The sequence below is a fragment of the Microcystis sp. LEGE 08355 genome (assembly GCF_015207185.1).
Classification (GTDB): Bacteria; Cyanobacteriota; Cyanobacteriia; order Cyanobacteriales; family Microcystaceae; genus Microcystis; species Microcystis panniformis.
In genome coordinates, this window is record NZ_JADEXI010000415.1 from 1 (window position 1) to 4,172 (window position 4,172).

Sequence of the window (4,172 nt, forward strand, 5' to 3'; positions counted from 1 at the left end):
ACCATTTTGATCGCGACGTTGATTGAGAAAAACTTGGGGATTAAAAGGATTATCTAAAGGAGCGATCGGTAATTCTAATAAATAATTATTATCTTTAAATAAGTTACTATTATTTTCTCTTCTGCTACAGATAGCTAAACTGTTTACATCGGGAATTGTTGGCCAAGTACTCTCTAATTTTTCTCGTTCACCGTAGGGAAATTCACATCTGGCTAATCGTAATACCCAACTATTGGGGAAGCGTTCAAAATAGTCTTTAACTAAGGTGACGATCTCCGGGTGTAAATATTCATCGCAATTGATTGTGAGAATATAAGTACCTCTGGCATTTAAAAATCCTGTACTTCTTTGAATAATTTCACCTCGTAAAGCACAGACAATCTGTTTCATGCGTGGATCATTTACTGGCGAAGGTTTGACCCCGGGAGGATGAACTAAAATAAATTCTATATCTCCCTTGACTTTCAATAGTTCTCCTAGCCAATGCTCGCCAAATCCCTCGCGCATCGGGATAACGATCGATAGAAAAGTATTAAACATAAATTAACTCTTTAGATTTGCTTGTGATTTATCAAAGTTGTCTTGACCGCAATGCACTTAACTGGTTTAAATAGCTTCTAAATATTTGCTATCGAGCAGAAATGAGCCTCGATCGAATTTTACACCCCAATAACCCCCCGGCCGGCGATCGATAACCGTGCCGATATCGTTGATATTGAGTAGCTCCGGCGGCCGTAACATAGGCATAGGATCGGCGGTTTTCAGGTAAGGGGGAATGGCAATCAGACGTACTTTTCCCCCGACGCTAATTTCACTCATGGTACTGACTAGATGCGATCGTGACATAATATCTCAACTTAGCATATTTCAAATCATTCTCAAGATAGATTCCCCAGAGAATAGGTGTTGTGTAAGCTGTTGCCATCCGCCTTTGGCGTTGTGTTGGGGTGTTGCCTGACCTAGCGGCGAGGGGATAATCGCACTACGAAATCTGCTGGAGCAATAATCATGAAAATCACTCATAAACTCTTGTTCTCTTCCTGTCTCTTACTGGGTGTCACGGTAGCCCCATCCCAGGTATTGGCAGGACCATTTAACTCCCCCGGTCCCTTTGTCAATCCCGTGGTAGATGGAGTCCCATCTCCCCCTGAAGTTCCAGGAAAGGAGTACTCCGAAGATCCAGACAGGAATGGAAATCCCTTACATACCCCTAATCCTGGTCAAGTGATTGCCTGGGATGGCACAGGTGGGACAACCAACACGAGTAACTTTTTAACTCTTTGGAATCCTCAATCTGGCATTGCAGCACCCGATCCTTTCCAAGTCGATGCCTTGGCTAACCGGAAGGATTTACTCTTCTATGAAGTGATCGAAGATTTAGTTCCACTCGTGTTTTCGACTGGGTTGCCCGGAGGACCGCGCACGGCTTTCGATAACTACATCTTCTATGAACGTCCTAACCATAAAGTACTTTTGCCTTCCCCGTACAAAAAGATAGGGGTGTGGGCGACACCAGCAGAGATCAACCAAGTTGAACCAAATAACGTGGAAGGTTTAGAACTTTGGGCACCGGTTCAAGATGAGACAGTGCCTTTAGAAGATAGAGTCAACGATGTGCTGCTACAAGGTCCTGAAATACCTGTAGATGATGCTAACCGTTACTCCCTTTTCGGCGATCCTCTGGGATGTAGTGTATTCAAGAGTAATGGGGATTGTCTCTTCCTGAAAGCGGATATCGCCAGTGCAATCACTCCTCTTTTTCCAGGTTTAGATATCACCGATGCGAAGATTGACCTTGATGGACTGATGACATGGGAAAACGACATCCTCTTTAGCCTCAAACCAATCGATGGAAATAACGATGGCATTATTACTGACAACGATCCCTCACAAGACTTAGATGGTGGGGAGATCTTTGTTTGGCTATCAACTGAACCTTCAGCGAAGTTTCTTATCCACGGTGGACACGTCTGGGATACAGCTTTCAATGTCAAGAACACAGTAAAGCACTGGACGGGATTAGAACCAGGAACTGAGAACATTGACGCACTTGAAGCGGTTGCTACTCCTGAACCCTCTACATTCCTCAGCTTATTAACCCTTGGCACTCTCGGCGCAGCTTCAACCCTGAAACGCAAACTAAAATCCTCTAAATCCGAGGAAAACTAAACCACAAAAGTAGGCTAAATTGCTTACCAAAGTAGAATTAATGCCCCTTTATTCAGTCGTTTGAGGGGGTTTATTGTATAATAGGGACATGATTAAATCAAGAGGATTTTGGTTATGCAACAGGTGACGATTGAGCTACCCACCACCATAATTAATGCTCTAGCCGCCTACAATCAAGAGCATAAGGTATCTTCTTCTGATACAGTACAAACGGCTATAGAATCATTTTTAATAGCGAAAGGCTATTTATCCAAACCGAAAAAATCTTTTCACTTATCTCCCGCACCCAAAGGAAGTGGCTATACTGACACATCCATCAATCATGACGCTGTTTTAGCCGAATTTACAGCTTGCTTCTATATAGATTAGGATTTGAACAAGCCACTCATTTCACACAAAATTGCTTAGAATCTGCTAATCTGATCAATCCGACAGAAGATCAGTATTTCGCAGCCATAGCAAAAGCTAAACAATTTCCTGATCAAACTATTACTATTATTGATGCTTTGACTGCTATCATCTCAATCGAATTAGAGCTACCTGTTTGGAGCTATGATTATCATTTTGATATAATGCGGGTGAAAGTATGGAGATAACCCTAAAGTGCAAACTAAAATCATCCAAAACATCAGAAAACTAAACCACAAAAGTAGGCTAAATTGCTTACAAAATACGATAAATGCCCCTTCATTCAGTCAGTTGAGGGGGTTTTGTTTTTTTATATATCTTCCTATTACACATTAGTCGCTCGAAAATGATAAGATAGATATAATAAACCAGATTGAGTCTGAGGAAAAATCAAAAATGCAATTTATTCAGACTAAAGCCAAAATCAAAGATGGACAATTAATTATCGAGCAACCCCATCAAGATTTGCCAACAGACACAGAGATTGAAGTTGTTATTATTGTTCCCGATCAAAATGAACAAGTAGAATTTGAACAAGCTCGTACTAAGATGCAAGCTGCATTTAAAGAAGCAGGTATCGACACTGATGAACAGATTTTAGAGCTTATTCGTAAAGTGAAGCAAGAACTATTTCAGGAGCGGTATGAATGAGGAGAATTTTTTTAGATACAAATATTTATATTATTGCTCAATTAAAACCCCTCTCACCACAAGAGCGAATTCTTACATGGTTAGGATATTATACCCCCAATAATCAATCTTCAATCAAAGTTATTATTTCCCAGGAACTCATTAACCAAATTTTACGAGTTTGCAAAAGCAGCCAAAATAGTAGATCAAATCTGGCAGAATCTTAATTGCTTATTTATACCAGAAACGATTGAAATGAAAGCAGAAGCAAGTCAGATAATTGCAGAAAAATTAGTGCCTTCTGAAGATGTTTTTATCTATCTAACTGCCAAATATGGTGCGGCAGAAATTTTTTTGTCTGAAAATCGAGAATTAATCAAAATTATTGCTGATTTTGATTGTTTAACATCAGAGGAATTTCTTGATAAATATCTGCGACAAATGCCCCCTTAATTCAGTCAATTGAGGGGGTATTTTTGTCCTAACTCTCTCAATTTCCATAATTTCAAGGAGTATGGTTTATCCTTTCATCCGATATCTGCTACAATACAGATACAGGAAATAAAATTTTGATCAGTAGGGTAGAAGTCTTTTCCGTTATCTTAGAAGGTAAGCATCATGAAAAATTTAGAAGAAATTAAAGCGATTTTGGTTCAAGTTAAGTCCTTAGTAAAAGAAAAGTATCATGTCAGTGAATTAGGTATTTTTGGAGATTATGTAAAAGGAGAAGTGCAGGAAAATAGTGAAGTTAATATTCTGATAGATTATACAGAACCGCCTAGTTTACTAGATTTAGTAGATCTGGAATATTATTTAAGTGATTTACTTAAGGTAAAAGGGCTCTTCGTTACTTGGTATGATTCGATCAGGGGGCATAAATCGACTAAATCCTTATAGGGCAAGAGACTCAATTGATTAGCTCGTTCTAGATAGAAAACAATTGGCAAAAATCGAAGCAATGTCTT

Annotated in this window: 7 protein-coding genes and 1 pseudogene; 6 read left to right on the top strand and 2 right to left on the bottom strand. The window is 39.4% G+C overall.

What is annotated here, in order from left to right:
• Together IQ242_RS18165 and sipA are read right to left on the bottom strand one after the other, a co-directional pair.
• A pseudogene (locus tag IQ242_RS18165) lies at positions 1–540 on the bottom strand (glycosyltransferase); the annotation flags it as partial.
• A 66-nt stretch (positions 541–606) separates the two neighbouring features.
• Entirely contained in the window at positions 607–819 is a 213-nt protein-coding gene (gene sipA, locus IQ242_RS18170; RefSeq protein ID WP_193960939.1) for a regulatory protein SipA, read from the bottom strand.
• A gap of 189 nt (positions 820–1,008) precedes the next feature.
• Between sipA and IQ242_RS18175 the strand changes: the two genes are divergently transcribed.
• From IQ242_RS18175 to IQ242_RS18200, 6 genes are all read left to right on the top strand, one after another.
• Complete coding sequence (locus tag IQ242_RS18175) at positions 1,009–2,169, top strand: PEP-CTERM sorting domain-containing protein (RefSeq protein WP_193960936.1); 1,161 nt, start codon at positions 1,009–1,011, stop codon at positions 2,167–2,169.
• A 114-nt stretch (positions 2,170–2,283) separates the two neighbouring features.
• Entirely contained in the window at positions 2,284–2,538 is a 255-nt protein-coding gene (locus tag IQ242_RS18180; protein ID WP_004162525.1) for a hypothetical protein, read from the top strand.
• Positions 2,520–2,765: a hypothetical protein gene (locus tag IQ242_RS18185; protein ID WP_193960937.1), complete on the top strand. Its 246-nt coding sequence runs from the start codon at positions 2,520–2,522 to the stop codon at positions 2,763–2,765. Before IQ242_RS18180 ends, IQ242_RS18185 begins: the two co-directional genes overlap by 19 nt.
• Positions 2,766–2,973: 208 nt before the next feature.
• Entirely contained in the window at positions 2,974–3,228 is a 255-nt protein-coding gene (locus IQ242_RS18190) for a hypothetical protein (protein ID WP_002757246.1), read from the top strand.
• A 234-nt stretch (positions 3,229–3,462) separates the two neighbouring features.
• Complete coding sequence (locus IQ242_RS18195) at positions 3,463–3,660, top strand: hypothetical protein (RefSeq protein ID WP_002757243.1); 198 nt, start codon at positions 3,463–3,465, stop codon at positions 3,658–3,660.
• 165 nt (positions 3,661–3,825) lie between these two features.
• Positions 3,826–4,104: a nucleotidyltransferase domain-containing protein gene (locus tag IQ242_RS18200; protein ID WP_193960938.1), complete on the top strand. Its 279-nt coding sequence runs from the start codon at positions 3,826–3,828 to the stop codon at positions 4,102–4,104.
• Positions 4,105–4,172: the final 68 nt, after the last annotated feature.

Bases quoted from the DNA above. Each gene is read 5' to 3' on its own strand.
- IQ242_RS18190 (WP_002757246.1), top strand. From the start codon at position 2,974: ATGCAATTTATTCAGACTAAAGCCAAAATCAAAGATGGACAATTAATT.
- IQ242_RS18195 (WP_002757243.1), top strand. From the start codon at position 3,463: ATGAAAGCAGAAGCAAGTCAGATAATTGCAGAAAAATTAGTGCCTTCT.
- IQ242_RS18175 (WP_193960936.1), top strand. From the start codon at position 1,009: ATGAAAATCACTCATAAACTCTTGTTCTCTTCCTGTCTCTTACTGGGT.
- sipA (WP_193960939.1), bottom strand. From the start codon at position 819: ATGAGTGAAATTAGCGTCGGGGGAAAAGTACGTCTGATTGCCATTCCC.
- IQ242_RS18180 (WP_004162525.1), top strand. From the start codon at position 2,284: ATGCAACAGGTGACGATTGAGCTACCCACCACCATAATTAATGCTCTA.
- IQ242_RS18200 (WP_193960938.1), top strand. From the start codon at position 3,826: ATGAAAAATTTAGAAGAAATTAAAGCGATTTTGGTTCAAGTTAAGTCC.